General features: G+C 73.4%; 21 protein-coding genes. 10 read left to right on the top strand and 11 right to left on the bottom strand.

Annotated elements, in window-relative coordinates; translation table 11 throughout:
* Positions 1 to 121: 121 nt before the first annotated feature.
* Positions 122 to 1,291 (top strand): RtcB family protein, encoded by a 1,170-nt coding sequence (locus tag MM438_RS07270; RefSeq protein ID WP_241451834.1) that lies wholly within the window; start codon positions 122 to 124, stop codon positions 1,289 to 1,291.
* Between the two features lie 128 nt (positions 1,292 to 1,419).
* Here MM438_RS07270 and MM438_RS16275 read toward each other — a convergent pair whose 3' ends face one another.
* On the bottom strand, positions 1,420 to 2,694 hold the full coding sequence (locus MM438_RS16275; protein ID WP_277627937.1) for a trypsin-like serine protease: 1,275 nt from the start codon (positions 2,692 to 2,694) through the stop codon (positions 1,420 to 1,422).
* A gap of 291 nt (positions 2,695 to 2,985) precedes the next feature.
* Between MM438_RS16275 and MM438_RS07285 the strand changes: the two genes are divergently transcribed.
* The gene (locus tag MM438_RS07285; protein ID WP_241451835.1) at positions 2,986 to 3,360 is read left to right on the top strand and encodes a YccF domain-containing protein; all 375 of its coding nucleotides are present in this window, start codon (positions 2,986 to 2,988) and stop codon (positions 3,358 to 3,360) included.
* An 84-nt stretch (positions 3,361 to 3,444) separates the two neighbouring features.
* Here MM438_RS07285 and MM438_RS16720 read toward each other — a convergent pair whose 3' ends face one another.
* The 4 genes from MM438_RS16720 to MM438_RS07305 form a co-directional block, all read right to left on the bottom strand.
* Positions 3,445 to 4,368, bottom strand: a complete 924-nt coding sequence (locus tag MM438_RS16720; RefSeq protein WP_338155524.1) for a regulatory protein RecX — start codon at positions 4,366 to 4,368, stop codon at positions 3,445 to 3,447.
* A gap of 151 nt (positions 4,369 to 4,519) precedes the next feature.
* Positions 4,520 to 5,779, bottom strand: a complete 1,260-nt coding sequence (gene recA / locus MM438_RS07295; RefSeq protein WP_407568115.1) for a recombinase RecA — start codon at positions 5,777 to 5,779, stop codon at positions 4,520 to 4,522.
* Between the two features lie 84 nt (positions 5,780 to 5,863).
* Positions 5,864 to 6,310 (bottom strand): deoxycytidylate deaminase, encoded by a 447-nt coding sequence (locus MM438_RS07300; RefSeq protein ID WP_241451837.1) that lies wholly within the window; start codon positions 6,308 to 6,310, stop codon positions 5,864 to 5,866.
* 10 nt (positions 6,311 to 6,320) lie between these two features.
* A complete protein-coding gene (locus MM438_RS07305) occupies positions 6,321 to 6,557 on the bottom strand; it encodes a DUF3046 domain-containing protein (RefSeq protein WP_241451838.1) in 237 nt (78 codons plus the stop codon).
* A gap of 241 nt (positions 6,558 to 6,798) precedes the next feature.
* Between MM438_RS07305 and MM438_RS07310 the strand changes: the two genes are divergently transcribed.
* The 4 genes from MM438_RS07310 to MM438_RS07325 all read left to right on the top strand — a co-directional run bounded on the left by MM438_RS07310 (position 6,799) and on the right by MM438_RS07325 (position 13,333).
* Positions 6,799 to 7,098, top strand: a complete 300-nt coding sequence (locus tag MM438_RS07310; RefSeq protein ID WP_241451839.1) for a WGxxGxxG family protein — start codon at positions 6,799 to 6,801, stop codon at positions 7,096 to 7,098.
* 51 nt (positions 7,099 to 7,149) lie between these two features.
* Entirely contained in the window at positions 7,150 to 7,566 is a 417-nt protein-coding gene (locus tag MM438_RS07315; protein ID WP_241451840.1) for a WGxxGxxG family protein, read from the top strand.
* Positions 7,567 to 7,677: 111 nt separating this feature from the next.
* A complete protein-coding gene (locus MM438_RS07320; protein ID WP_241451841.1) occupies positions 7,678 to 12,543 on the top strand; it encodes an ATP-dependent helicase in 4,866 nt (1,621 codons plus the stop codon).
* A 64-nt stretch (positions 12,544 to 12,607) separates the two neighbouring features.
* Positions 12,608 to 13,333, top strand: coding sequence for a class I SAM-dependent methyltransferase (locus MM438_RS07325; protein ID WP_241451842.1), 726 nt, complete (start codon positions 12,608 to 12,610; stop codon positions 13,331 to 13,333).
* A gap of 153 nt (positions 13,334 to 13,486) precedes the next feature.
* Here the strand turns inward: MM438_RS07325 and MM438_RS07330 are convergent, their stop codons facing one another.
* Positions 13,487 to 13,744: a hypothetical protein gene (locus tag MM438_RS07330; protein ID WP_241451843.1), complete on the bottom strand. Its 258-nt coding sequence runs from the start codon at positions 13,742 to 13,744 to the stop codon at positions 13,487 to 13,489.
* A 92-nt stretch (positions 13,745 to 13,836) separates the two neighbouring features.
* Between MM438_RS07330 and MM438_RS07335 the strand changes: the two genes are divergently transcribed.
* Positions 13,837 to 14,694, top strand: coding sequence for a DNA-formamidopyrimidine glycosylase family protein (locus tag MM438_RS07335; RefSeq protein ID WP_241451844.1), 858 nt, complete (start codon positions 13,837 to 13,839; stop codon positions 14,692 to 14,694).
* Between the two features lie 25 nt (positions 14,695 to 14,719).
* On the opposite strand, the gene MM438_RS07340 is transcribed toward MM438_RS07335, so the two are convergent.
* The 4 genes from MM438_RS07340 to rimO form a co-directional block, all read right to left on the bottom strand.
* Positions 14,720 to 15,031: a helix-turn-helix domain-containing protein gene (locus MM438_RS07340; RefSeq protein ID WP_338155525.1), complete on the bottom strand. Its 312-nt coding sequence runs from the start codon at positions 15,029 to 15,031 to the stop codon at positions 14,720 to 14,722.
* A 96-nt stretch (positions 15,032 to 15,127) separates the two neighbouring features.
* A complete protein-coding gene (locus MM438_RS07345; RefSeq protein WP_338155526.1) occupies positions 15,128 to 15,706 on the bottom strand; it encodes a CinA family protein in 579 nt (192 codons plus the stop codon).
* Entirely contained in the window at positions 15,699 to 16,295 is a 597-nt protein-coding gene (gene pgsA, locus MM438_RS07350) for a CDP-diacylglycerol--glycerol-3-phosphate 3-phosphatidyltransferase (RefSeq protein WP_241451845.1), read from the bottom strand. The genes MM438_RS07345 and pgsA overlap by 8 nt, the downstream gene beginning before the upstream one ends.
* Positions 16,292 to 17,890: a 30S ribosomal protein S12 methylthiotransferase RimO gene (gene rimO, locus MM438_RS07355; protein WP_241451846.1), complete on the bottom strand. Its 1,599-nt coding sequence runs from the start codon at positions 17,888 to 17,890 to the stop codon at positions 16,292 to 16,294. The genes pgsA and rimO overlap by 4 nt, the downstream gene beginning before the upstream one ends.
* A 339-nt stretch (positions 17,891 to 18,229) precedes the next feature.
* On the opposite strand from rimO, the gene MM438_RS07360 reads away from it, so the two are divergent.
* On the top strand, positions 18,230 to 19,750 hold the full coding sequence (locus MM438_RS07360) for a basic amino acid/polyamine antiporter (RefSeq protein WP_241451847.1): 1,521 nt from the start codon (positions 18,230 to 18,232) through the stop codon (positions 19,748 to 19,750).
* Between the two features lie 73 nt (positions 19,751 to 19,823).
* Here the strand turns inward: MM438_RS07360 and MM438_RS07365 are convergent, their stop codons facing one another.
* Positions 19,824 to 22,538: an FtsK/SpoIIIE family DNA translocase gene (locus MM438_RS07365; RefSeq protein WP_241451848.1), complete on the bottom strand. Its 2,715-nt coding sequence runs from the start codon at positions 22,536 to 22,538 to the stop codon at positions 19,824 to 19,826.
* Positions 22,539 to 22,807: 269 nt separating this feature from the next.
* On the opposite strand from MM438_RS07365, the gene MM438_RS07370 reads away from it, so the two are divergent.
* Both MM438_RS07370 and MM438_RS07375 read left to right on the top strand, forming a co-directional pair.
* Positions 22,808 to 24,061 (top strand): glycosyltransferase family 4 protein, encoded by a 1,254-nt coding sequence (locus MM438_RS07370; RefSeq protein WP_241451849.1) that lies wholly within the window; start codon positions 22,808 to 22,810, stop codon positions 24,059 to 24,061.
* A complete protein-coding gene (locus MM438_RS07375; RefSeq protein ID WP_241451850.1) occupies positions 24,058 to 25,008 on the top strand; it encodes a DMT family transporter in 951 nt (316 codons plus the stop codon). Before MM438_RS07370 ends, MM438_RS07375 begins: the two co-directional genes overlap by 4 nt.
* Positions 25,009 to 25,118 lie beyond the last annotated feature (110 nt).

Here is a 25,118-nt window from a genome sequence, read left to right on the forward strand (position 1 = left end):
ACGAGCGAGCCCGGCCGCTGCGGCGCACATCCTGGAAACGCAGGTGCGCAACCGGTTCGTCGCCGGGCAGACTCTGCGGCGGTCGCCGATCCGGACGGCCCCTGCAGAGAAGGGAGAGGCCGTGGAGAAGATCACCCAGCGGCTCGTCAGCTGGGCCTCCCAGCTCGACGACGGCGCCCGCGAGCAGGCGATCGTCAGCTCGACGATGCCGTTCATCCACCCGCACATCGCACTCATGCCCGACGCCCACCTGGGCCTCGGCGCCACGGTCGGGTCCGTCATCCCCACGCTCGGGGCGGTCATGCCCGCCGCCGTGGGCGTGGACATCGGGTGCGGCATGATCGCCCTGCACACCCAGCTGACCGCCGACGACCTCCCCGCGGACAAGCGGCCGCTGCGGCTCGACATCGAGCGCGTCGTGCCCGCGTCCAAGGGCGGCATCAACAAGCGGATCACCCACGAGCACACCCAGGCTCGGGTCGCGCAGCTGGAGGCGCAGGCCGAGCGCGACGACGTCGACCCGGACTCCTACGCCGGACAGTGGCGGATGCAGCTCGGATCCCTCGGCTCGGGCAACCACTTCATCGAGCTGTGCCTCGACGAGTCCGACGAGGTCTGGATCTTCCTGCACTCGGGGTCGCGTGGCGTCGGCAACAAGATCGCCCAGCACCACATCAAGGTCGCCCAGGAGTGGTGCCGGCGGGCCTACGTCTCGCTCCCCCACCGCGACCTGGCCTACCTCGTCGAGGGCACCGACGAGTTCTGGGCCTACATCCGCGCGATGCGCTGGGCGCAGTCCTTCGCCCTGCTCAACCGCGAGGAGATGATGGACCGGGTCGTCGCGTGCGTCGCACGGTGGCTCGACCGCGAGGTGGAGCAGCGCGAGCTGGTCAACACCCACCACAACTACACCGAGCAGGAGACCCACTTCGGCCGGCAGGTGTGGGTCTCGCGCAAGGGCGCCATCTCGGCGCGAGCGGGCGAGACCGGTCTGATCCCGGGCTCCATGGGGACGGCGTCGTACGTCGTGCGCGGGCTCGGCAACCCGGTGGCGCTCCACTCCAGCCCGCACGGGGCCGGCCGGGCGCACTCGCGCACCCGTGCCCGGCAGCTGTTCTCCCAGGAGCAGCTGCGGGAGGCCATGGCCGGCATCGAGTTCCGCGACAGCGCCGCGCTGATCGACGAGATCCCGGCGGCCTACAAGCCGATCGACCAGGTCATGGCCGACTCGCGCGAGCTGGTCGAGGTGCGCCACACGCTGCGTCAGGTCGTCAACGTCAAGGGCGACTAGGTCGTGCCCGCGGGCGGTCGAGCAGCCGGCCTCCGGGTGGCCAGGACGACCGCAGACCCGGACGACGACGGCCGCGGCACCCGCCTCGTGGGGGTGCCGCGGCCGTCAGGTCCGGGAGGCGGCAGCCGTCAGCTGATCCGCAGGGTGACCCCGCTGAAGCCGGCGAACCCGAGCAGGGAGACCCGGTAGCGCGCCACGGTGCGCTGGGAGGCGAAGGTGCACCGCTCCACGTTGCCGTAGCGGTAGGGGCGGCAGTCGTAGTCGGTCGTGGTCGGGAAGGACACGTCGCCCTTCTTGACGTAGAGGTCGGCGTCGCCGGTGCCGCCGGAGGTCGCGATCGTGACGGGGCGGCCCGCCGGGATCTCGACCACGACGTCGGTGCGCGCGCCGCGGGCAGCGGACAGGCCGGCGCGGGTGTCACCGGGCCGCATGACGACCGGGCCAGAGGTGCTGGTGGGGGTCGGCGTCGCGGTCGGGGTGCTGGTCGGCGTCGCGGTCGCGGTCGGGGTGCTGGTCGGCGTGGCCGTGGGCGTGGCCGTGGGCGTCGCGGTCGAGGAGCTCGTCGGGGTGACCGTAGGAGCGGAGGTGGGCGTCGCGGTCGGGGTGCTGGTCGGCGTGGCCGTAGGGGTGGGGGTGGGCGCCGGCGTGGGGACCGGGATCGAGGTGCCGGCGTTCTCGTTGATCCACTGGGCGATCGCCGAGGCGCTGGTGTAGATCGATCCGCCCTGCGCGCAGTCGCTCGGGCCGCGGCTGGTGACGCCCAGAAGCGTCCACCGACCGTCGACCTTCTGCATGGCCGGGCTGCCGGAGTCACCCACGCAGGCCCCGCTCATGCCGGCGGCGGTGGCGACGCAGAACTCCGAGTCGCCCTTGATGCCGCCGTCCGAGCACTGGGCGTTGTCGACGACCTTGAGGTCCAGCTCCTGGAGGAGCTTGGGGCTCTTGTGGTCGGCGCCGGACATGGCGCCCCAGCCGACGAGACGGGCATCCGTGCCGACGGGCGGCAGAGCAGTGATCGGTGCCACGGCGGAGGACGCGTTGGTCTGCAGCTTCATCAGCGCGACGTCCAAGGTGGGGTGCTTGATCCAGGAGGAAGGCTTGACGGTCTCGCCACCGGTCGACCAGTCCTTGGAACCGATCCGGACCCAGGACTTCTCCAGTCGGGCGCCGACGGTGCAGTGCTTGGCGGTGAGCACCCACCCGGGCGCGATCAGGGCACCGCCGCACTCGTTGGAGAACTCTCCCCACACGACGTTCCAGGGATAGGTCTCCGTGGCGTCGCGACCGCCGACGATCGACGGGTTCACGGGAGTGGGGTCCGTGACGGCGGGGCTCGCGGTGGCCGTGCCGCCGGAGAAGGCCGCGGCGGCGGCGAGGCCCGCCACGAGAAGTCGGGTGCGCATTCATACCTCACAGGGGGTGGGTTACCCGTTGATGCAGACGGGTGCGATGGACCGACGATAGGCCGGTCGGGTGAAGATGTCAGCACCGTCCCACCCACCACGGCCGTTGCGTCCCTCGTCCCGCCTGCTTCGTGGACTTTCGGTGAAGTCCTGGTCACCTGCGTGGTGGCGCTCGCGCAGGCGCCGAGGAGAGCGGGAGACCGTCCGACACCGACGGGACGGGCCGCGGCAGGAACCTCCGCCCCGGGGGCGCCGTCGCAGCGGAACAGACCCTGACCCACGGAGGAGCCCATGCGCACCCTGCTCAACCTGATCTGGTTCGTCTTCTGCGGTGTGTGGCTGTGGGCGACGTATCTGCTGGCAGGCCTGATCGCCTGCCTGTTCATCATCACGATCCCCATCGGGGTCGCGTCCTTCCGGATGGCGAGCTATGCGCTGTGGCCCTTCGGTCGCACCGTGGTCCCGACCGAGGACGCCGGTCCCGTCTCCGGGGTCGCCAACCTCGTATGGTTCCTGATCGCCGGGTGGTGGCTGGCGCTGGGCCACCTGATCACCGCCGTCGCCCAGGCCCTGACGATCATCGGGATCCCCCTGGCTGTCGCCAACATCAAGCTCATCCCGGTGACCCTCTTCCCGTACGGCAAGGAGATCGTGGACGTGCCGTAGCCGGCACCGGCCCGGTCCCGGGACCCCGCACCCCGTCCGACGCGGGATCGCCCGGGCCACAGGGGCCCGGCCGGGCCGCCAGGATCAGTCGCGACGGTGCTCGGGAGCGTCCGCGATGGCGTCGCGGATGACCGCGTAGGCGACGTCCCCGGAGTAGCCCTTGCGCGCGAGCATCCCCGCCAGCCGCCGCGTCTGGACGTCGGCGCCGAGCCCGCCCATGGTGCGGAGCTTCTTGTCCACGAGGCGGCGTGCGACCCGACGCTCCTCGTCCGGGTCGATCTCCTCCAGGGCGGCCACGGCCAGCTCCTGGTCGATGCCCTTGGTCCGCAGCTCGTGGGCCAGGGCACGTCGGGCCAGACCCTTGGTCGCCTGCCGGGTGCGCACGAGCATGCCGGCGTACGCCTCGTCATCCACGAGCCCCACCTCCGTCATCCGGTCCAGCACCCGCTCGATGACGTCCTCGGGGCAGTCCCGCTGCCGCAGCTTGGCCGCGAGCTGGGCCCGGCTGCGCGAGGCCATGGCGAGCTGTCGCAGCACGATCTGCCTGGCCACGTCCTCGTGGTCGGGCTCGGCGTCGACCGCGGCCGCGCCGGTGTGGGGCGGCTCCTGCGCCGGGCGCCCGCGTCGGGTCCCTCGCCCACCACGGCGGTCCGCTCCTCCGCCCCCGCCGACCCGGGCCGTGCCGGGGGCGGGCGAGTCGGGTGCGTCGGCGGCTCCGAGGTCCTCCCAGGTCGCGGGGGCGACATCGGCCGGGAGGAAGTCGGGCACCCCGGCACGACCGGGTCCGACGGACGCCTCGGCCTCCTGGGCCGAGGCGTCCGCAGGGTGGGGCGCCGTCGTCGACCCCGAGGTGGGGACGGGCCCAGGAGCGGGCGCCGGCCCCGCCCACGCCCGCCCGGCAGCGGCGGGGGCCGGCGGCGAGGCGCCCGGGGACGACCAGGCCCAGGGCGCCTGCTCCGGGGGGATCCCGGACTCGGCCAGCCGCAGCGCCTCGCGAGCGCGCGCCAACCGATCGGGTGCCGCGGGCGTCGGCTCGGATCCGGCCGACCCTGTCGATGCCGGGGACGGCGAACCCGCCCGCGGACGCACCGCGGGCGGGTCGTCGTCCCACGACGCCGCCCCCTGCCAGGAGGTCCGGTGTGGTCGTGCGGCATACGGCTCAGAACTCGACGGGCGGCTCGGCCGTGGCCAGCTCGGAGACCGGGACGTCGGCCGGCTTGATGATGCCGAGCTTCTCCTTGATCTTGCGCTCGATCTCGTCCGCGATCTGCGGGTGCTCCTTGAGGTGCTGCCGGGCGTTCTCCTTGCCCTGGCCGAGCTGGTCGCCCTCGTAGGTGTACCAGGCACCCGCCTTGCGGACGAAGCCCTGCTCGACGCCCATGTCGATCAGGCCGCCCTCGCGGGAGATGCCCTCGCCGTAGATGATGTCGAACTCGGCCTGCTTGAACGGCGGGCTCACCTTGTTCTTGACCACCTTGACGCGGGTGCGGTTGCCGACCGCGTCGGAGCCGTCCTTGAGGGTCTCGATCCGCCGCACGTCCAGGCGCACCGAGGCGTAGAACTTCAGCGCCTTTCCACCCGTGGTCGTCTCGGGCGAGCCGAACATGACGCCGATCTTCTCGCGGAGCTGGTTGATGAAGATGGCGGTCGTGCCGCTCTGGGAGAGGGCACCGGTGATCTTGCGCAGGGCCTGGCTCATCAGGCGGGCCTGCAGACCCACGTGGCTGTCACCCATCTCGCCCTCGATCTCGGCCCGGGGCACGAGCGCGGCGACGGAGTCGATGACGATGATGTCCAGCGCACCCGAGCGGATCAGCATGTCGGCGATCTCCAGCGCCTGCTCGCCCGTGTCGGGCTGGGACACGAGGAGCGCGTCGGTGTCGACGCCGAGCTTCTTGGCGTAGTCCGGGTCGAGGGCGTGCTCGGCGTCGATGAACGCCGCGATGCCGCCCGCACGCTGGGCGCTCGCCACCGCGTGCAGCGCCACCGTGGTCTTTCCGGAGGACTCGGGGCCGTAGACCTCGATGACCCGCCCGCGCGGCAGGCCGCCCACGCCGAGCGCCACGTCGAGGGCGATCGACCCGGTCGGGATCACCTGGATCGGGGGTCGCTGGTCGTCGCCCAGGCGCATGACCGCGCCCTTGCCGTGCGACTTCTCGATCTGACCGAGAACCGCGGACAAAGCCTGGAACTTCGCGTCCTGCGGGTCCGCGCTCGCGGACTTGGAGGTCTTGCTCTGGGTCGTGGTCGCCATGGTGTGTCCTTGGGTCTCGTGATCGGGTCGCGCCCACCGGCAACCCGCGACGGAATGTCTCGGGTCAGACGCTAGGCGCCACCACTGACAGACCCTCCCTGGGCCCGAGGGCCTGTGGAGAGCGCTGCACGGGGTGCGGCACCTGTGGACCAAGCTACCGAACATCCGTTCGAGAGCGTGCCTCGACACGCCACCCGTCCGGGGTCGCGAGGGCCCACCACCGGCGGCGGGTGCGTCGGCGAGCCCCGGTCAGAGGGACAGCGGGCGGGACAGGTCGTCGACGACCAGCGCGCCGTCCGCCCCGGGGTGCAGGGCGCGCAGCACCCCGGCGCCGGCGAGCAGCTTGCGACAGGTCGGGCAGGGGCGCGCCGTGACGTAGGCCGTCGAGCCCCGGCAGTCGGCGCGGGCGTAGAGGAGCGCGTTGGCCTCCGCGTGCACCGCGACGCACCGCCCGGGCCCGCTGTCGTAGTCGGTGAACTCGCGCGCCTCGTCATACGACAGCAGACCGCGGGGGCAGTGGCCCTCGAGGCAGCCCGGGTGACCCGAGGGGGCGCCGTTGTAGCCCGTCGAGATGACGCGCCGGTCTCCCGACACGATGACCGCGCCGACCTGACGCCGGCGGCAGTCCGCACGGACCGAGACCGCAGCCGCGATCCCCATGAAGTACTCGTCCCAGTCCGGCCTGGAGGTGTGCATCGCCGGCGCCTCAGTCGATCCGGCCGTCGCGCCGCAGCGGCCGGTCCTTGCCCAGCCGGCGCGACTCGGGGATGCCGACGCTGTCGCACAGGGCCAGCCACACCGTCCGGGGGTCCTGGCCGGCCGCCACCGCCTCGTCGACGGTGCGGCCGCCCAGCGCCGCCAGGTGGTGGTCGGCGGCGACCGATCCGGCATACCGCTCCCCGAACTCGTCCACCATCAGTCGCCGGAGCTCAGAGATCCGCATGCGCTACACCCTCTCCCAGCAGGTCACAAGCCTGCAACGAGACCCTCTTTCGGGCTAACCGCGAGGTCACTCTCCGAGACCATCGGATACGCCGCTGACCTGGGCTTTTGTAGGGACTAACCACAATGCCCCCTGAAATACCGTGATGTGCGTCACATCGTGTTGCATCGCTTCGGGGGTTTGAGACAGGCACACCATGGGGCATCTCGTTCCTCGAACGACGTCCTGCGAAAGGAACACCATGCGTCCCATCATGATCCGCGTCGGCACCGCCGCGGCGATCAGCGCCGCCGGCCTCGGTCTGAGCGCTACCTCTGCCCAGGCGATGGCCCCGGCACACAGCGTCACCGCCGCTGTCGTGGCCGAGGACAACGTCCCGGACAGCCAGGAGGCCGACGACGACACCGGCAACTGGGGTCTCGCCGGTCTGCTCGGCGCCCTCGGCCTGGCCGGTCTCGTCCGTGGCAAGAAGGCCGTCGACGACCGTCGCCACACCGCCACCTCGCGCAGCGGTGCCACCAACGCCACCGCCCGCCACTGACCCTGACTGCACCAGTCACCCACAGACTTCAGCTCGACGAGAGGAATCCTCATGCGCAAGCTCATGTCCACGACCGCCATCGCCGCGACCTTCGTGCTGGCCCCCGCCGCCGCCGCCAACGCCGACACCGCGACGCCGACCCCCACCACCAGCACCAAGGTGACCACCACCACCACCACGACCGAGTCCGACAAGACCGGCCTGTGGGGCCTGCTGGGTCTGCTCGGTCTCGCCGGCCTCATGCCCAAGAAGCGCAAGGAGGAGCACGTGGTCGAGCGCCACGACGTCCGCTCCGCGCACACCGAGCGCATCGCGCCGGACCACGACACCAAGGTCACGCGCGGCCACGTCTCCGAGCACGAGAACCTCGCGACCGACGCCCGCACCACCGACGCCACCCGTGCGAACGGTCTGCGCGACGACCTTCGCGACGGCGACCTCGACGGACACAACGACCGCCGCATCTGAGCTCCGGGCAGCTGAACCACGCCTCGACGGACCGCCCCGTCTCCTTCCGGAGGCCGGGGCGGTCCGTCGCTCCCGGGGTATGTCGGACCCAGGTGGCAGGCTGAGCGCATCATGACCACCGACGTCCTCGACCGCTTCTCCCCCGCCACCCAGGCGTGGTTCCGGAGCAGCTTCGCCGCGCCCACCACCGCGCAGGCCGGGGCGTGGGAGGCCGTGTCCGGGGGGCAGCACACCCTGGTGGTCGCCCCCACCGGCTCCGGCAAGACTCTCTCCGCCTTCCTGTGGGCCCTGGACCAGGTGGCCTCCCAGCCCCTGCCCGAGGAGCCCCTGCGCCGCTGCCGGGTGCTCTACGTCTCACCCATGAAGGCGCTCGCCGTGGACGTCGAGCGCAACCTGCGCTCCCCCCTCGTGGGGATCGGGCACGCCGCCGACCGGCTCGGTCTCCCCCGCCCGGACGTGACCGTCGCGGTCCGGTCCGGAGACACCCCCACGGCCGACCGTCGCGCCTTCCAGCGCCGCCCGACCGACGTGCTGATCACCACCCCCGAGTCGCTCTTCCTGATGCTCACCTCCCAGGCGAGGGAGTCCTTGCGCGGGGTGGAGACGGTCATCCTCGACGAGGTGCACGCCGTGGCCGGCACCAAGCGTGGCGCCCACCTGGCCCTCACCCTCGAGCGCCTCGACGCGGTCCTCGACCGGCCCGCCACGAGGGTGGGGCTCAGTGCCACGGTGCGGCCGGTCGAGGAGGTCGCCCGGTTCCTCGCCGGCGGCCGACCCGTCACCGTCGTGCAGCCGCCGTCCACCAAGGAGTGGGACCTGCAGGTGGTCGTCCCCGTGCCGGACCTGGGTGACCTGGGGGCGGCCGAGGTCGACCTGGACGGGCCCGGCGAGGTGGACCCCCGCCGAGCCTCCTCGGTGTGGCCGCACGTGGAGGAGCGCGTCGTCGACCTGGTGGCGCAGCAACGCTCCACGCTGGTCTTCGCCAACTCCCGGCGGCTGGCCGAGCGACTGACCGCGCGCCTCAACGAGGTGTGGGAGGAGCGTCTCGACGAGGAGTCGGGCACGTCCGCGGACGCGGGCCCGCCGGACCGGCTCGCGCCGCTGGTCGAGCCCGTCGGACGGATGCCGAAGGACCTGACCGCCCCCGCCGCGGACGGGCTCCCGGCGCCCTCCCGGCTCACGGGCGGCACCACGCCCGCCCACCTCATGGGCCAGGCCGGGCACAGCTCCGGGGCCGCGCCCGTCCTCGCCCGCGCCCACCACGGGTCGGTCAGCAAGGAGCACCGCACGGAGATCGAGGAGGCGCTCAAGGCCGGCAGGCTGCCCGCCGTCGTCGCCACCAGCTCGCTGGAGCTGGGCATCGACATGGGCGCCGTCGACCTGGTGGTGCAGGTGGAGTCACCGCCTTCCGTGGCGAGCGGCCTGCAGCGTGTCGGCCGCGCCGGTCACCAGGTCGGTGCGGTGTCCCGGGGCGTCTTCTTCCCCAAGCACCGCGGCGACCTCGTCCAGACCGCCGTGGTCATCGACCGGATGCGCTCCGGGGGCATCGAGTCGCTGCGGATCCCGACCAACCCCGTCGACGTGCTCGCCCAGCAGGTGGTCGCCATGTGCTCGGTCGACGACTGGACGGTCGACGACCTGGAGGCCCTGGTGCGCCGGGCTGCGCCATACGCCTCGCTGCCCCGCACGGTCCTCGAGGCCACGCTGGACATGCTGTCCGGCCGTTATCCGAGCGACGACTTCGCCGAGCTGCGGCCCCGGATCGTGTGGGAGCGCACCACCGACACGCTCACCGGCCGGCCGGGGGCCCAGCGGCTCGCCGTGACGAGCGGCGGCACCATCCCCGACCGCGGGTTGTACGCCGTGATGCTCGCCACCGGGGACGGCCCGGGGCGGCGGGTGGGCGAGCTCGACGAGGAGATGGTCTACGAGTCGCGGGTGGGTGACGTGTTCACCCTCGGGTCCACGGCCTGGCGGATCGAGGACATCACCCACGACCGGGTCCTGGTCACGCCGGCGCCCGGCCAGCCCGGGCGGCTGCCGTTCTGGAAGGGCGACCAGCTGGGCCGCCCCGCCGAGCTGGGAGCCGCGGTCGGCGCCTACGTGCGCGAGCTCGTCGGGCTCCCCACCGACGACGCGCACCGCCGCCTCGCCGGCGACGGGCTGGACGAGTGGGCCGCCGACAACCTGCTCGGGTATCTCGGCGAGCAGCGCGAGGCGACCCAGGCCGTGCCTGACGACCGCACCATCGTGGTGGAGCGCTTCCGGGACGAGATCGGCGACTGGCGGATCGCCGTCCACTCGCCGTACGGCCAGCAGGTGCACGCCCCCTGGGCCCTGGCGATCGCCGCCCGCTTCCGCGAGCGGTACGGCTACGACGTGCAGGCGATGAACGCCGACGACGGGATCATCCTGCGGGTGCCTGACCTGGACCCCTACGGCGACGACGAGGAGTCGGGAGCGCGCCGGGACTGGGCGCGCGAGCTGCAGGAGCTGGTGCTGCTCGACCCGGACGAGGTGCACGAGATCGTCACCCAGGAGATCGGCGGGTCGGCGGTCTTCGCCGCGCGCTTCCGCGAGTGCGCGGCACGGGCCCTGCTCCTCCCCCGCCGCAACCCCGGCAAGCGGCAGGCCCTGTGGCAGCAGCGGCAGCGCTCGGCCCAGCTGCTGGAGGTCGCGAGCCGCTACCCGAGCTTCCCGATCGTCCTGGAGGCGGTGCGGGAGTGCCTGCAGGACGTCTTCGACGTGCCCGGCCTGGTCGAGCTGATGGCCCGGGTCCGGTCCCGGGAGGTGCGGGTGCTCGACGTGGAGACGCCCTCGCCGTCGCCGTTCGCCCGGAGCCTGCTGTTCGGCTACGTCGCGCAGTACCTCTACGAGGGTGACTCGCCGCTCGCCGAGCGCCGCGCCGCGGCCCTGTCGCTGGACGCCGGGCTGCTCTCGGACCTGCTGGGGACCGACGCGGGCGCCGCGCTGCGCGACCTGCTGGACCCTGAGGTCATCGCCGCGACCGAGGCCGACCTGCAACGGCTCTCGCCGGACCGCCGCTGCCGCGACGCCGAGGCCGTCGCCGACCTGCTGCGGGTGGTGGGCCCGCTCACCACCGCGGAGGTGGCCGCCCGCTGCGAGCACGCGGAGGGAGCCGAGCCGGGCCTGACGACGGCGGACGCCTGGTTGCGCGGGCTGGCCGACGCCCGGCGGGTGATCTCGGTCCGGATCGCCGATCGCGAGTGCTGGGCCGTGGTCGAGGACGCCGGCCGGCTGCGGGATGCCCTGGGGTGCGCCATCCCCGTGGGGGTCGCCGACGCACTGCTCGCCGGCGGGGACGATCCCCTGGCCGGCCTCGTCCACCGCTATGCCCGCACCCACGGCCCGTTCACCGCCCAGGCCCTGGCCGAAACCTTCGGCCTCGGCGTCTCGGTGGCGTCGCACGCCCTGGCACGGCTCGTGAGCAGCGGCCAGGTGGTCGAGGGCGAGCTGCTGCCCGAGCAGCTCGGCGGCGGACACGGGCAGGAGTATGCCGACGCCGGCGTGCTGCGGCTGCTGCGTCGACGGTCGCTGGCGGCGCTGCGGGCCGAGGTGGAGCCGGTGCCGCCCGAGGACCTCGCCCGCTTCGTCCCCGCCTGGCACGGGATCGGCGACCGGAGCCACGGGCTCGACGCCGTGGTCCGGGCGGTCGAGCAGCTGACCGGCGCGCTGCTGCCCGCGAGCGCGCTGGAGACGCTGGTGCTGCCCGCGCGCGTGCCGGACTACGCCCCCGCCATGCTCGACGAGCTGGCCGCCGCGGGTGAGGTGGTGTGGCAGGGCCACGGCGCGACGGCGGGCGACGACGGCTGGGTCTCGCTGCACCTCGCCGACGCGGCCGCGCTCACCCTGGCGCCACCCGACCCGGATGCCACGCTCACGCCCGAGCAGCAGGAGCTGCTGGCGGTGCTGGAGGCCGGGGGCGCTCACTTCCTCGCCTCCTTGGCCGGCGCGACCGGGCGGTCGGTGGCTCCGGGCCTGGTCGACGACCTGTGGGCGCTGGTCTGGGCGGGCCACGTCAGCGGCGACACCCTTGCCCCGCTGCGAGGACTGCTCTCCGGTGGCCGGTCGGCGCACAAGACCCGGCCGGCCGCGCGCACCACCGGACGGACCCGGCGCGGCACGCTGGGGTCCCTCCGCGGCCGCAGCGGCCTGGCCCGGCCCGCGAGCGCCGTCGTGGCGCCCACCCACCCGCGCGGGGTGGGGCGGTGGAGCCTGCTGCCTGCGATCGACCCGGACCCCACGGTGCGCGCCTGGGCCACCGCGGAGCTGCTGCTGGACCGCTACGGCGTGGTCACCCGGGGCAGCGCCGTCGCCGAGGAGGTCACCGGCGGTTTCGCCGCGGTCTACAAGGTGCTCGCCGCCGCCGAGGAGACGGGCCGCGTCCGGAGGGGTTACTTCGTGGAGGGACTGGGGGGTTCGCAGTTCGCGACCACCGGTGCCGTGGACCGCCTGCGGGCCTCCAGCCACCCCCTGGAGGAGGCCGCCGCGGCCCTTCCCGCGAGTCCCCTGGCGCACCTGGGCGACTCGTGGTCGGTGTCGGCCCGGCGGGGGACGGCGTCCCGGCCGCCGTCCGAGCCCGAGGGTCTGGTGCTCGCCGCGACCGACCCCGCCAACGTCTACGGCGCCTCCCTGCCCTGGCCCGAGCGGGCCGACGACGCAGGCGGCCACCGGCCGGCGCGCAAGGCCGGTGCCCTCGTGGTCCTCGTCGAGGGCCGGTTGGTGCTGTACGTCGAGCGCGGCGGCAAGACCCTCCTGTCGTTCACCGAGGGCACCGGCGACCTGGGGGCCGCCGCCCGCGCCCTGGCGGCAGCGGTCCACCGCGGCGCGCTCGGCAGGCTCAGCGTCGAGAAGGCCGACGGGGCCGACCTGCTCGGCTCGGGTCACCCGCTCGTCCAGGCCCTCGCTGACGCGGGTTTCCACCACACGCCGCGCGGTCTGCGGCTGCGCCGGTGAGCCACCGCCCACCCGTGCCGGAAACCCGGTGGCCGTGGGGCGGCCGGCGTCCTAGCGTCGGCGGGTGCCCGATCCTCTCTTCGCGGACCCGCGTCTCGCCCCGCTCTACGACACCTTCGAAGGCGACCGGACCGACCTGGCGCCCTACCTCGCGCTGATGCACGAGCTGGGAGCCCGGACCGTGCTCGACATCGGGTGCGGGACCGGGACCTTCGCGGTGCTGGCTGCCGCGGGCGGGGCCCGGGTCACGGGCGTCGATCCCGCCGTGGCCTCGCTCGAGGTGGCCCGCGGCAAGCCGGGCGCCGACCGGGTCACCTGGCACGCCGGCCCGGTCACGACGGCCCCGCCGGATCTCGTCGACCTGGCGCTGATGACCGGGAACGTCGCGCAGGTCTTCCTGGACGACGCACAGTGGCTGACGACCCTGGCTGCGGTCCGGGACCGGCTCGCCCCGCACGGGCGGTTCGCCTTCGAGACCCGGCGGCCCGAGGCTCGCGCCTGGGAGGGGTGGGCAGCTCCCTTCGAGGCGAGCTGGACGGTGGCCGGCGTCGGTCTGGTGCGGCAGCGACGCGAGCTCCTCGACGTGACGCTGCCGCTCGTGCGGTTCCGTTGGCGCTACGAGCTCCCCGGGGGCGAGCGGATCGACTCGGACTCGACCGTGCGCTTCCGCGACGACGAGGAGAACCGCCATCTGCTGCGGCAGGCCGGGCTGAGCGTGGTCGCGTGTCGGGAGGCCGCGGACCGGCCCGGTCAGGAGCGGGTCTACCTCGCCCGCTCCGCCGACGGCTGACGTCTGCCGGGGTGCGGCAGCCTGCGTCGGTCCGTCCCGGCCGGACGCGTCCCCCTTGCGGTGCCGTCGGGGACATGTCGACCCTGTCCGCACGAGTGCACCGAGGCCCTACGTCCTCTTCCCGGGCACCTGCCGGGAGGCCATGACGACCTATCACCGGATCTTGACGGGGAGCTCGTCCTGCGCACCCGCGCCGACATGCAGCGCACCGACGAGCCCCTCGACGCGATCGGTCACGGGGTGCTGCGCGGGCCCGCGACGATCCACGGTGCCGCCGTCGCCGAGGGCGAGCGCCCCGTCCGCTCCGAGGGCCTGATGCCGGCCCTCCTGGGGGCCGGTGACGCGGAGACCTCGCACCGGTGGTTCCGCGAGCTTGCCGCGGGCGGGGACGTCGTGGACGAGCTGCAGCACCCCGCCACGAGGGCGTCCTGCGGCGCGAGGGTCGTCGTACGGCCAGGCTCGCAGAAGGCGGCAGGGGCCACCACCCGTGGCAGGATCGCCGCATGCCCGAGGGAGATGCCGTATGGCGCACCGCACGCCGCCTGCACCGCGGGCTGGCCGGCCACGTGGTCACCGACTGCGACCTGCGCTGGCCCTCCCTCGCCACCTGCGACCTGCGGGGACGCACCACGATCGAGGTGGTCTCGCGGGGCAAGCACCTGCTGCACCGGCTGGATGGCGGTCTCACCCTGCACAGCCACCTGCGGATGGAGGGCTCCTGGCGGGTCCACGACCCGGCCGCCCTGACTCTGCGGCAGCTGCGCGACCCGGACGTGCGGGCGGTGCTGGGGTGCGCCACCGCGACCGCGCTCGGCCTGCGCCTCGGGATGATGGACCTGGTCCGCACCGGTGACGAGCCGCGCCTCGTCGGCCACCTGGGCCCGGACCTGCTGGGCCCCGACTGGGACCCGGACCGCGTGGTCGCCAACCTGCTCGCCGATCCCGACCGGCACGTCGGCGCCGCCCTGCTCGACCAGCGCAACCTGGCCGGGGTCGGGACGATGTGGGACGCCGAGGTGCTCTTCCTGGAGCGGGTGTGGCCGTGGACGCCGGTGGCGGTGCTGGGCGCGGATCGACTCCGGGAGATCGCCACCCACGTGCAGCGGCTCGTCGACGGGTGCAGGGAGCGGCGCTGGTCGGTCTCGACCGGCATCGACGCGCCGGGACAGGAGCTGTGGGCTCATGGGCGGGCCGGGCGCGAGTGTCGGCGCTGCAACGGGACGATCCGGCTCAGCACGATCGGCGAGCCACCCCAGGACCGGGCGATGTTCTACTGCCCCACCTGCCAGGGCGGCTTGGGGCCGGAGGACGACGGGCGACGGCAGCGACCCATGGGCGAGCGGGGCCGGGAGCGGCGGTGAGACGGCCCGGCCGAGGGGCCCCGGGTCAGGCCGCCGGACGGTCGGCGATGACCGTCTCGCAGGCCGCGGGGCTCACCGGGAGGGTGACCGGCGCGGTCATCCGCTCGGTCTCGCAGACCCGGGCCGACAGGTGGCTCAGCAGCTCGGACAGCGGCAGCCCGAGCGCCGCGCAGATGGAGAAGAGCAGCTCGGAGGAGGCTTCCTTCTCTCCGCGCTCCACCTCGGAGAGATAGCCGAGGGAGACCTTGGCATCGGCCGACACGTCGCGCAGGGTCCGGCCCAGGTAGCGGCGCCGGTCCCGCAGGACCTGACCCAGCTCACGGCGCAGCAAGATCACCAGAAGCCCCTCTCGTCAGGTCGTGGTCGACGGCTGGTTCCACCATAGCGGGCGACTCCCGCGGGTGGTGCGCAGGCACGCACCCGATGACCAGGCTCACCCGGCCGGCGGACCGGGCGGGGCGCTCCTCGACGGAGCCCTCCGCGGGTCGGCCGATGACCGACCTGGGCCCGTCGGCCGTGGACCGGCTGGACCTGGACCTGTCGGGGTCGCCGATACCACGGCGTGGGCGAGCGCGATCACCTCGCGCGCTGCACCGGCCCGCACGGCGGCCCGGTCACCGGGCAGCATCAGCCGGCGGGTCGTGACCTGCGGACCGAGCGCCACGGCGATCCACACCGTCCCGACGCGCCGGCCGTCGGCGGGATCAGGACCCGCCACCCCGGTCGTGGCCAGCCCCACGTCGGCGGAGCAGACGCGCCGGACCCCCAGCGCCATGAGATGGGCGACCTCCTCGGACACGGCACCCCGCTTGGCGAGCAGGTCGGCCGGGACGCCGAGCAGGTCGGTCTTCACGGCATACGCATAGGACACGACGCCGCCGCGCACGGTCCGCGAGGCTCCGGGCACGTCGACCAGCGCCGCGCACACCAGGCCCCCGGTGAGCGACTCGGCGGCCGCGACGGACAGGTCCCGCGCCTCCAGCGCCCCCAGCAGGCGGGCGGGGTCAGCCACGCCGCCCCTCGGCCCGCAGCCGGCGCGCGGCGAGGACGTAGTCGACCCCGGTCACCACGGTGACCGCGAGGGCCGCAGCCATGACGGCCCCGGCGAGCCACAGCCACCAGGTGGGTCCGGGCACGAGGTACATCCCCAGCGCGATCGCCTGGAGCGTCGTCTTGAGCTTGCCGCCGCGGCTGGCCGCCATCACGCCGTACCGCTTGACGACGAAGCGCATCACCGTGATCCCGAGCTCGCGCACCAGGATCACGATCGTCACCCACCACCACAGCAGGCCGAGCAGGGACAGGCAGATCAGGCCCGCGCCCATGAGCGCCTTGTCGGCGATCGGGTCGGCGAGCTTGCCGAAGTCCGTGATCAGGCCGCGGGACCGGGCGATGTCCCCGTCGACCTTGTCGGTGAGGGACGCGAGCACGAACACCCCGAAGGCCCACCACCGGTCGGGCACGTCCGTGCCGTGGTGGCGCATCAGCAGCCACACGAAGACGGGCACGAGCAGGATCCGCAGCACGGTCAGGGCGTTGGCGATGTTCCACGCGCTGACCTGACGGGTCGGCTGCTCGGTGGGCGTATGCCGGAAGCTCATCGCGCCTCACCCGCCGGCGCGGGGTCCACGGCGCCGGTCGGCTCGGCCACCAGGTCGACGCCCTCGGTGGCCACGACGACCGCCGTGACGATGTCGCCCACCCGCGGGAGCTCGTCGTCCTGCGCGTAGGTCAGCAGCGTGACCCCGTCGACGTCCGGCCCTTGGAAGGGCGCCCGCCCCACGACCTCGGCCCCGTCGCCCAGCGACTCGTCGCGGTCGATCTCCTCCACCAGCACCTGCACGGTGTCGCCGATGCGGTCCTCGGCGCGCTGGGCCATGAGCTCGTCGACGAGGGCCTGCACCCGGCCGACCCGCTCGGCGACGGCGTCCTCGTCGACCTTGTCGGCATAGGTCTCGGCCTCGGTGCCGTCCTCGTCGGAGTAGCCGAACACCCCGACCACGTCCAGGCGCGCCTCGGTGAGGAAGCGCTCGAGCTCGGCCACGTCCTCCTCGGTCTCGCTGGGGAAGCCGACGATGACGTTGGAGCGGATGCCCGCGTCGGGCCGGATCGCCCGGATCTGCTCGATCAGGGCGAGGAAGGACTCGGTCGACCCGAACCTTCGCATCCGGCGCAGGAGCGGCTCGCTGGCGTGCTGGAAGGAGATGTCGAAGTACGGCACCACGGTGGGCACGGCGAGCAGGGTCTCGATCAGGCCGGGCCGGATCTCGGCGGGCTGCAGGTAGGACACCCGGATGCGGGGCAGCCGGTCGATCTCGCCGAGCGACTCCACGAGGGACTCCAGCAGCCGCAGGTCCCCCAGGTCCTTGCCGTACGACGTGGAGTTCTCCGAGACCAGGAAGACCTCCCGCACGCCCTGGTCGACCAGCCAGCGGGCCTCGGCCAGCACGTCCGCCGGCCGCCGCGAGACGAAGGACCCGCGGAAGGCCGGGATCGCGCAGAAGGCGCACCGTCGGTCGCAGCCCGAGGCGATCTTGAGCGGCGCCCAGGGGCGTCCGTCCAGGCGACGGCGCACCACGCGCGGACCGGTCTGCGGCGCCATCCCCTCGGGCAGGTCGGGCACCTGGGGCACCCCGGCGTCCGGGAGCCCCTCGGCCACCGACGCGGGTGCGACCGGGGCAGCGCCGACCGGGGCACCAGCGCCATGGCCGGGCAGCGCGACCCCCGTGGCCGCGTCCTGCCGGGCCGCGGGCGACAGCGGCAGCAGGCGCCGCCGATCGCCGGGGACGTGCGCCTCGGGCGACGCCCCCGCGAGGATGGCGCGCAGGTGACCCGACATGTCGGCGTAGGAGTCGAAGCCGAGCACCGCGTCGGCCTCGGGCAGCTGCGCCGCCAGGTCCTTGCCGTAGCGCTCGGCCAGGCAGCCCACCGCGACGACCTTCTGCGTGCGGCCCTGCTCCTTGAGCTCGGAGGCCTCCAGCAGGGCGTCGATCGAGTCCTTCTTGGCCTGCTCCACGAAGCCGCAGGTGTTGACCACGGCCACGTCCGCGTCGGCTGCGTCCTCGACCAGGGTCCAGCCGCCGTCGGCCAGCCGGCCGGCGAGCTCCTCGGAGTCCACCTCGTTGCGGGCGCAGCCGAGCGTGACGACGGCGACGGTGCGGGACTGGTGCGCGTGCTCGGTCGCCGGTGAAGTCATGCGGACAACCCTAGTTGCCCCACGGTTGAATGACGTCATGTCCACTCCGGAGCGTGACCCCGCGGTGCCCGGCACCCACGACGACCTGCCTGGCCGCCGGCCGAGCGGTGGGACGGCGACGTGGACGCGGACCTGAGCGCCGGGGCCCCCGGGCTGCGCAGCGACCGGCCCGGGGCCCGGCGCGGCGGGCTGCGGGCGCAGTTCTGGTCGGTCCACGTCCCCTCGGCCAACACCCGATGAGCCGAACGACCCGGCGTTGGGACCGGGGCGGCCCCGGGAGGGCCGGGCCGCCTCCCTATCGTGGAGCCGTCCCGAGACCCGATCTAGGTGGTGCCGACGATGTCACCCTCCAGCCCTGCGGTCCCCGACCGCGAACCCTTCCGCCCCGCGGCCGACCGCGTCACCTACGCAGGCGCCGACCCCGACCGCGTCGCCGACGCCGACCACAACCTGGGCCTGTGGCCCCTGGTGGGTCTGATCATCGGCTCGATGATCGGTGCCGGCATCTTCCACCTGCCCGCCCAGATGGCCGGGACCGCGGCGCCCGGCCCCACCCTGATCGGCTGGGGCATCTTCGGCACCGGCATGCTCGTGCTGGCCCTGGTGTTCCAGAACCTCGGGCGTCGCGCCCCCACCGTCGACGGCGGCGTCTACGGCTTCGCCAAGGACGGCTTCGGCGACTACGTCGGCTTCACCTCGGCGTGGGGCTACTGGTTCTCCACGTGGACCGGGTCGGTGGGCTACCTGGTGCTGCTGTTCTCCACGCTCGGGCGTTACCTGTCGCCGTTCAAGGACGGGCAGACCTGGCAGGCCATCCTCGGCGCCTCCGTCGTGCTGTGGCTGGTCCACGGCCTGATCCTCGCGGGCATCCGGCAGGCGACCGTCATCAACGCCATCGTCTCGGCCTGCAAGGTCATCCCCCTCGTCGCCTTCCTGGCCCTCGGCGTGATCGCCTGGCGCCGGGACGTCTTCACGGCGGACGTGTGGGGTCACGGGGTCCAGGTCGAGGGTGCCGGCCTGGGGTCGGTCGGCGCGCAGGTCAACGGCATGATGCTGCTGGCGGTGTGGTACTTCCTCGGCATCGAGGGCGCCTCGGTCTACGCCGCGCGCGCCCGCGACCGCGCCGACTCGGCCAAGGCCACGATGATCGGCTTCCTCACCGTCCTGACCCTGCTGGTCGGCGTCAACGTGCTGTCCTACGGCATCGTGCGCCAGGCCGAGCTCGCCGGCTATCCCGAGCCCTCGCTGGCGGGTGTGCTGCGTGACGCGGTCGGACCCTGGGGCGAGCACTTCATCGCCGCCGCCATCGTCGTCTCGCTCGTCGGGGCCTACATGTCCTGGATGCTCCTGAGCTCGGAGATCCTCCTGTACCCCGCCCACGACGGCGTCCTGCCCCGCGTCTTCGGCAAGGAGAACTCCCACGGCGTGCCCGTCACCGGCCTGTGGCTGACCAGCCTGTGCATGCAGGTGATGCTGCTGATGGGCAACACCTACACCAAGCTCACGCTCCTGGCCGGAGCGATGGTGCTCCTCCCGTACTTCTGGACCGCGGCCTACCAGGTGCTCATCGCGGTCCGCGACCACCGGGGCGACAGCGCCGGCACCCGCGTCCGGGAGATCACCCTCGGCGTGCTGGCCGTGATCTTCGCGGTCTACCTGATCTACTTCGCGGCCGGGCTGCCCTACCTGCTCGTCGCGTGCCTCGCGTTCTTCCTCGGGACGATCCTGTACGTCTGGGGCCGGCGCGAGCGGGGCCTGGCGCTGTTCTCCCGGGTCGAGTGGGTCCTCTTCGCCGTGGTCACGGTCGCCGCGCTCGCCGGCGTCTGGCAGCTCGCCCACGGGCAGATCGCGGTCAGCTGACCGCGGGCTCCGCATGACGAAGGCCCCGGTCGCCGCCTGAGGTGGTGACCGGGGCCTTCGTCATACGTCGCCGTCAGCGGCCCCCGCCGCCCGCGCGACCCTGCTGGGTGAGCTCCCAGGCATCCTCGGACTCCGGCTCGTCGGCCTCGTCGGCGACGTAGCCCTCGGCCATCGCGCCGCTCGCCCCGGCGTAGGGGTCGCCAGCGGGGGCGGCCACCGGCGGCGGCGGGTCGTCGCCGCGCATCAGCGCCAGCGTGGCCGGCAGGTCGTCCGGCTTGATCAGCACGTCGCGGGCCTTGGAGCCCTCGGACGGGCCGACCACGCCGCGGGACTCGAGCAGGTCCATGAGCCGCCCGGCCTTGGCGAAGCCGACGCGCAGCTTGCGCTGCAGCATCGAGGTGGAGCCGAACTGCGAGGTGACGATCAGCTCGGTCGCCTGCAGCAGCAGCTCCAGGTCGTCGCCGATGTCGTCGTCGATCTGCTTCTGCGAGGCCTGGACGGTGACGTCCTCGCGGTAGGACGGCTTGAGCTGGTCGGTGACCCGCTTGACGACCTCGTGGATCTCGGACTCGGTGACCCAGGCGCCCTGGACACGCATCGGCTTGCTCGCGCCCATCGGCAGGAAGAGCGCGTCACCCTGGCCGATGAGCTTCTCGGCGCCGGGCTGGTCCAGGACGACGCGGGAGTCGGAGAGCGAGGACGTCGCGAAGGCCATGCGCGAGGGGACGTTGGCCTTGATCAGGCCGGTGACCACGTCGACGGAGGGCCGCTGCGTGGCGAGGACCAGGTGGATGCCGGCGGCGCGGGCCAGCTGGGTGATCCGGACGATCGACTCCTCGACGTCGCGCGGAGCGACCATCATCAGGTCGGCGAGCTCGTCGACGATCACGAGCAGGTAGGGATAGGGCTGCAGCACCCGCTCCGAGCCCGCCATCGGCTTGACCTGACCGGCCTTGACGGCCTTGTTGAAGTCGTCGACGTGCTTGAAGCCGAAGTTCGCCAGGTCGTCATACCTCTGGTCCATCTCCCGCACCACCCACTGCAGGGCCTCGGCGGCCTTCTTGGGGTTGGTGATGATCGGGGTGATCAGGTGCGGGATGCCGTCGTACGCCGTGAGCTCCACGCGCTTGGGGTCGACCAGGATCATCCGCACCTCGTCCGGCGTGGACCGCATCAGGATCGAGGTGATCATCGAGTTGACGAAGCTGGACTTGCCGGCACCGGTGGCCCCCGCGACGAGCAGGTGCGGCATCTTGGCGAGGTTGGCGATGACGTAGCCGCCCTCGACGTCCTTGCCGACGCCCATGACCATCGGGTGCGTGTTGTTGCGGGCCACCTGGCTGCGCAGGACGTCGCCGAGGCAGACGTTCTCGCGGTCGGTGTTGGGGATCTCCACCCCGATCGCGGACTTGCCGGGGATCGGCGACAGGATCCGGACGTCGGCGCTGGCCACGGCATACGCGATGTTCTTGGACAGCGCGGTGATCCGCTCGACCTTGACGCCGGGGCCGAGCTCGACGACATACCTCGTGACCGTCGGGCCGCGGGTGAAGCCCGTGACCTGGGCGTCGATGTCGAACTGCTCCAGCACCCCGGTGAGCGCCTCGACGACCCGGTCGTTGGCGGCCGACCGCTCCTTGTGCGGCGGTCCGGGCTTGAGGATCGAGTCCTCGGGCAGGTGATAGGTGATGTCCCCGGCCAGGGCCAGCTGCTCGACGCGGGCCGGGAGCGGCTCGGTGGGCGGGGCCTCCAGGACCGGCTTGGACGGCACCTGGGCGGCGGGCAGGGCCTTGGTCGACCCGGTCGTATGCCGGTCGCTGCGCTCCGCGCCCGTGGGCCGGGCGCCCTGCGCGGCGGCGTTGGCCTTGGCTCGCAGCAGCGCGGCGGCCTCGGCTCCCACGGGCCGCTTCTGACCGGGCCGCGGGCCGGTGGCGGCCTCGCGGCCCGTGGGCTCGACGACCGCGGCCTGCTTGTACGCCTCGTCGCCCTCCCGCTCGTCCAGCTCCACCCCGAACCGGCGCCGGCGGCGCGAGCCGGGGCTGTCCTGCTCGTCGCGGTCGGGGCCCAGGAAGAGCCGCAGGTAGCCCTCGCGCAGCCGGCTGCCGAGCAGGTGCGGCGGGGTGGCGGTGATGATCAGCAGGGAGAGGAAGGCCAGGGCCCCGAGGACGGCGAGGGCCCCGCCGCCCTCGATCGCCGCGGCGAGGGGGTTGCCGGCCAGGTAGCCGAAGATCCCACCCGCGCCCTGCAGGGCGGCGGTCCGGGTCTGGTCGGGCAGGCCCTTGACGACGTGGGCGATGCCGCACGCCGCGACGAGGAGCAGCACGGTCCCGATGGCCATCCGGCTCGTGGCCTGGGGCTGGTCGGGCGCGCGCATCAACCGCACCCCGAAGGCCAGCAGCAGGAGCGGGAGGACGAGCGCCAGGCAACCGAAGGTGCCGGCCACGACCGAGTGGACGGCCAGGCCCGCCCAGCCGGGCAGGCCCCACCACTCGCGGGCGGCGACGAGGACGGCGAGGGCGACCAGCAGCAGCCCGGAGCCGTCGCGTCGGTGCTCGGGCGCGACGGTCTCGGGGGTGGCCGCGACGCTGCGCACCCCGCCCCCCACCGCGTGGGCGACTCCCATCCAGGTGCCGCGGATGGCTCGCACGGGCAGCGGCACACCGCCGTCGCGGGCCTTGGCGGGCGCCGGGCGCCGGGAGGCTCCGCCCGAGGACTTCGCGGGCCGCGTCGAACCCCCTCGGCTCGTCGAGCTCGAGCGAGTGGTGCTGGAAGAGCCACGGGTCGCCATGCTGCGCACGGTACGGGACCGACTCGCCGACGCCCTGCGGCACACGCGGGCAGGTGACCACTCTGTGACCGACCTGCACGTTCTCGCCGCGCCACGGTCACCCGAACGACCCCGTGACAGGGCCACACGGGTCAGACGACACGCGTCATCAGGAGCCGCACGTATCGTGGGGGTGCGGCATGATCGCCGAACGGACGCCTCGGCGTCACCCGGGAAACCCGCCCCCGTCACGGCACGGCAAGGTACGGCGGGCAGGACAAGGACACGAGATGAAGATCGCTCACGTCACCGACTTCTACCTTCCCCGCCTCGGCGGGATCGAGATGCAGGTCGCTGAGCTCACGGGACGCCAGCGCGCGGCCGGGCACGAGGTCGTGGTCATCACGAGCTCCCCCTCCGACAAGGACGGGCCCGACTCGGGTGACCCCTACTCGGCCACTCACACGGCTCCGGGCATCCCCTTCGGCCCGGACCGCGTGGTTCGGCTCACCGACGACCTGCGCATCCACGACGCCAGCCATCCGGCTGCGTGGTCCCGCGGCTGCCGGGCGGTGCTGGACGGAGACTTCGACCTGGTGCACTGCCACGTCGGCGTCGGCAGCCCCCTGGGCTTCCTCGTCGCCCGCGCCGCGGCCCGCGCAGGTATCCCCACCGTGGTCACCGTGCACTCGCTGTGGGCCTGGGCGATCGGGATCTTCCGTCTCTGCGACCTGATCTGGCGCTGGACCGAGCTGCCCATCGTGTGGACCGCGGTCAGCGACACCGCCGCTCGTCACGTCCGTCGCGTCCTGCCGGACGGGGCCACCGTGCACGTCGTCCCCAACGGCATCGACCCGGGTCGGTGGACGCGCCGCACCGGCTATCCCGACCGCGACGGCGAGATCACCGTCGCGGCAGTCATGCGGCTCAGCGCCCGCAAGCGCCCCCTGCCCCTGCTGCGGATGCTGCGCGAGGCCCAGGACCGGGCCGGCTCCCGCACCCTGATCCGCCTGCAGGTCGCCGGGTGCGGCCCGCGCCAGCGCGCCATGGAGCGCTACCTGCGCCGCCACGGCCTGGCCGACCAGGTCACCCTGCACGGTCGGCTCGACCGCGACGGGGTACGCGCCATGCTCGAGGCGAGCGACGCCTTCGTGGCTCCCGCCAACCTCGAGTCCTTCGGCCTGGCCGCGCTGGAGGCGCGCTGCGCCGGTCTGCCCATCGTCGCCAAGGCCTCGGGGGGGCTGCCGGAGTTCATCGCGCACGGGCGCGAGGGTCTGATCTGCGAGACCGACGGGGACATGACGGTCGCGCTGGAGCGGCTGGCCCGCGACCGCGACCTGCTGCACGACCTGCAGGCCTACAACCGCAACCACGAGGCCTCCGTCGTCTGGCCGCACACGCTGACGCTGATGGCCGCGGTCTACGAGGAGGCGGGCATCCCCGAGGTGTCGCTGCTCCCCGACGTCGACCTGGACGAGCTCGCCGAGGTGCGCCACGACCGCACGGTCGACGCCCCCCTGCGTCGCGCTCGAGGGCGCCGATGACCTCGGTCGTGCTGCTCGCCGTGGCAGCGACCTTCGTCTTCGCGACGAGCACGGTGCTCAAGCACCGCAGCGCCGAGACCATGGCTCCCGCCACGGAGGGGCGAGGCGTGCGCCGGGCCGGCAGCTATGTCGCTGCGATGGTGAGCAACCCCTGGTGGCTCGGCGGCCTGCTGTGCGACGGCGGCGCGATCGTCCTGCAGGTCCTGGCGCTCAACAAGGGCGCCATCTCCGTGGTGCAGCCGATGCTCACGCTGGCGCTCGTCTTCTCCCTGGTGCTCAACGCCCTGCTCCTGCGTCAGCGGCCGTCGGGCCGCGAGATCGGTCTGGCGCTGGCGCTCGTCGCCGGTCTGGTGCTCTTCCTGTGGGCCTCGGGCGCCGTGGGTCCGCACGGCGCCGCCGCCAAGGGCGCCAAGATCCCGGCCATCGCCGTCGGGGTCGTCGCCACCGTCCTGGTCGCCGGCTGCGTGGCCGTCGCGCGTCGGGTGGGTCCCCGCCGCAAGGCCGCCCTGCTCGGCACGGCCGTCGCCGCCGTCTTCGCCTGCACCGCGGCCCTGATCAAGACCTGCACCCACATCGTCGAGCGCGGCATCCCCGACCTGATGATGTCCTGGCAGCTGTGGACCCTGCTGGTCGTCGGCGGCCTGGGCCTGGTCCTGAACCAGATGGCCTTCCAGGCGGGGCCGCTCGTCTCGAGCCTGCCCGTCATCGCCAGCCTCGACCCGCTCTTCAGCCTCGCCATCGGCCGGGCGGTGTACGACGAGCGGCTGCACAGCGCCCCCAAGGACCTGCTCCTGGAGGGGATCGGCCTGGCCATCCTGCTGTGCTCGGTCTTCGCCCTGAGCGTCATCTCCGCGCGACACCAGCAGGACGAGCAGGACCAGGCAGCCCTGGCGGAGAACGCCCGGACAGCTCGGCAGGGCGGAGCCACGTCGGCCACCCAGGCCTGATCAACCCTGTCCGATCACCACGCGCCTGCCCTCCTCTGCCCGGTCTCTCCGGCCTCGTCGCCCGAAGCCGCCCGACGCCGCACACCGACGACGTGGGCGGGGCCCCGACC

The organism is Arsenicicoccus dermatophilus (assembly GCF_022568795.1).
Lineage (GTDB): Bacteria > Actinomycetota > Actinomycetes > Actinomycetales > Dermatophilaceae > Arsenicicoccus > Arsenicicoccus dermatophilus.